Annotated in this window: 3 protein-coding genes and 1 pseudogene; 3 read left to right on the forward strand and 1 reads right to left on the reverse strand. The window is 66.8% G+C overall.

Annotation, left to right across the window (positions count from 1 at the left end; translation table 11 throughout):
• Positions 1–240, forward strand: a 240-nt coding sequence (locus ADBZ5N_RS18330; RefSeq protein WP_526259945.1) for a hypothetical protein, incomplete at its 5' end; no start/stop codon positions are given.
• 312 nt (positions 241–552) lie between these two features.
• The gene (locus ADBZ5N_RS18335) at positions 553–1,560 is read left to right on the forward strand and encodes a metallophosphoesterase (protein WP_526259947.1); all 1,008 of its coding nucleotides are present in this window, start codon (positions 553–555) and stop codon (positions 1,558–1,560) included.
• A 52-nt stretch (positions 1,561–1,612) separates the two neighbouring features.
• On the opposite strand, the gene ADBZ5N_RS18340 is transcribed toward ADBZ5N_RS18335, so the two are convergent.
• A complete protein-coding gene (locus ADBZ5N_RS18340) occupies positions 1,613–2,218 on the reverse strand; it encodes an NrtR DNA-binding winged helix domain-containing protein (RefSeq protein ID WP_526259949.1) in 606 nt (201 codons plus the stop codon).
• A gap of 178 nt (positions 2,219–2,396) precedes the next feature.
• Between ADBZ5N_RS18340 and ADBZ5N_RS18345 the strand changes: the two are divergent.
• Positions 2,397–3,003, forward strand: a pseudogene (locus ADBZ5N_RS18345) (hypothetical protein); the annotation flags it as partial.

The following is a 3,003-nucleotide window of genomic DNA, read 5'->3' on the forward strand; positions in this document are numbered from 1 at the left end:
GAAGCGGATGCGGAAGTAGCAGCAGAAGCGGTGGCGCCGCGCCAGGAGCGGGACTCGGAGCCGGCGCGGGTTGGGTCCTCGGAGCCCTCGGAGCCCTCGGAGCCCTCGGAGCCCTCGGGGCGTGGTGCAGGAGTGGTACCGGCTGGGCCGGCCGCTGCGGCCGAAGCCGGGTTCAGCGCAATCGACTTCGAGGTCTACGGGTTGAGCGAATCCGACGCGTACGACGCCGGGTTCACCTAGTAGCCGCCGTTGACGTACACGCCCTGGAGGGGCACAGTCACCGTTGGCGCGGGAGGTGCTTACACCTATACCCCCAGCGCGGCGGTTCTCCACGAGCCGCCGGGCCGGGAGTTGTGGATGCAGGTGCCGCAGATGATGGGCGGCTTTCCCATCACGGTGGGCGACGGTCATGTGGAGCTGCTGGATGACGGGATCGGCGAAAGTAACTGTGCACGACCATGATTGCGTCGACGGGGAGCCAGGTTGGGAATAGAATCGACGATCGCGTGGTTGTAAGAGACGGAGGGGGAGATGCCAGTGGAAGGGAGGAGAGTGAGCTTGCCGTATCGCGGGCCCTGTTACGACATCATCGGAGACGTTCACGGCTGCGCCACCAAACTGGTTGGCTTGCTTGCCAAACTCGGCTACCGCAAGGAATCCGCGGGGGTCTACCGGCACTCGGAACGCACCGCGGTGTTCGTCGGCGATCTGATCGACCGCGGTCCCGAGCAGCTCGAGGTGCTGCAGCTGGTCAAAGCGATGGTCGACGCCGGCAGCGCGCAGATCGTGATGGGCAATCACGAATTCAACGCGGTCGCCTGGGCCACCACACATCCCGAGACCGGGGAGCCGCTGCGACCGCACACCGAACACAACAAGGCGCAGCACATCGAGTTCCTGACCCAAGTCACACCTGGGCAGCAGGCTCACTACATCGACTGGTTCAAGAGCCTTCCGCTGTGGCTGGACCTCGGGGATATCCGCGTGGTGCACGCCTGCTGGCACCCGGGCTCAATGGACGCTATGCGCGCCGCCACCAACGGATCGGACCGGCTGTCGACCGTCGCGCACTTCGTCGAGGCCACCCGCGAGGGCAGCGAGTTGTATGAGGCCGTCGAGGTTCTGCTCAAGGGGCCCGAGATCCACCTGCCCGACCACGGGATGCTGCCGTACTGGGATCACGAGGCGGGCAAGGAACGCAGGAAAGCCCGCATCCGGTGGTGGGACCACGAGGCGGCCAGCCTGCCCGGTCTGGCTGAACTGCGCGGGGCGAAGTTCGAAAATCGCGATCCCTATCCGATCTACGAGCCGCGCGACGTCGACCCCAAGTATCTGTCCTTCGTCTACCAGGACACGGTGCCGCTGTTCTACGGCCACTACTGGCGGGAGTGGGAGCCGGTCCACCGCGACGACTGGACCGCCTACACCGCCTGCGTCGACTTCAGCGCCTTCCGCGCCGGCGCCATGGTTGCCTACCGCTGGAACGGCGAGCCGCAGATCCGTTGGGAGAACTACACTCCGCACGACTCGCGGGTCGTCGCACCAACGCCGTCGGAATGACGGGCAAGTGGTGATGCCGCCGGGGGTGACGGGACTGCGGTTGCCGCCGGCCTCACCTGGCCCTGCCGAACAGTTCCGCCGGCCGTCCGCGGCTTCCGGTGCCCTCGAATCTCCCTGTGCTGACGACGTGGTCGGCCATCGCGCGGCGGAAGGCATCGTGTTTGAAGTCGTCGCCCTCGACAGCTTCGTGGATCCGCCGTAGCTCGCGCATGGTGAACTCCGTGCGCAACAGGTGCTCGGGGTCGGCGCTGGACTGATAGCGCCTGCGGAGGTTGTTCTTGGCCAATCGGACGATGTCGGCGTGGTCCCAGGCCAAGGTCCCGGGCCGGTCCGCCGGCGCCATCCGGGTGCGAGTCGCCGAGCCGGTGCCCAGCGTGCGCAACTGTTCGGGACGCACCACGGCCACATGCGCCACCGACAGCACCCAGTCGCGCTCGTCGCGGTAGGGGTCGTCGAACACCTCCAACTGGCGAAGGCGAATCCCGTGCACGCCGAGCTTGTCGTGCAGGCAGCGCCTGACGGCGTCGGCCAGCGTCTCGCCCTCGCGCAGGAACGCACCCGGCAGTGCCCAGCTCTGGGTGTCCTCGCGCCACATCTCGGCGACTTCGAGGCGCTTGTCATCCAGATTCGGGCTCAGCAGCGCGATGTCCACCGCCACGATGGGGCGAGGATGCGGATGGAATTTTTTGTCAGTGCGTGTTGATACAGTGCTACTACGGCGCGCTGATGGTAAAGCGTTGTTGCCCATAGTGAATGATACTAGCATTTAGCGCGGTAAGCTTGATAAATAAGACGATTTCTGATATCCTGGCGTTCGGGAGAGAAGGGGGAGCACTATGACGGAGACCAACGTTGACTACGCCGTGCTGGTGATCGGGGACGAAGACACCGCCAGCCGTCGGCAGGTACTGGCCGACAAGGCCGCCGAGCACGGGGCCCGCATCGCCGAGACGTTCGCCTTCCCGGTGGGGGCCGCTGCGGCCAGCGACGACCTCGCTCAACTGGACGCCGTCGTCGCAGCGCTCGGTCGCGCCGTCGCCACCCGCACCTCGCTGTGGAGCCCGTTTCCCCTCCAGGATCTCTGCCGAGAGGCCCACATCCGACGCCTCAGCCTCGCCCTGCAGCGCCACGGCCTCAATCTGCTGCTGGGCCAGCACATGTCGCCGTGCCCGACGGAGGGCGGCTACAGCGCCCTCGACGCCGCGCTGCGGGAGGAGGTCAAGGCCGTTGACGACCTCGACATCGCGGCGCTGGCCGCTGCCGGCTCGCGGACGCTGACCGCCGAGATCGAGGCGAACCTGGCCCGCAGCGCCGGGCGGTCCGACAGGGTGTGCCGCGGGGAGCGGATCTACAGCACCCGCGAGGCGGCTGGGTTGCTTGGTCAGCCGGTCAACTGGATCACCTGGGCGCTGCGCAAGGACTTCTTCACCTACGCCGACGACT

This window comes from Mycobacterium sp. (assembly GCF_044370595.1).
Taxonomy (GTDB): domain Bacteria; phylum Actinomycetota; class Actinomycetes; order Mycobacteriales; family Mycobacteriaceae; genus Mycobacterium.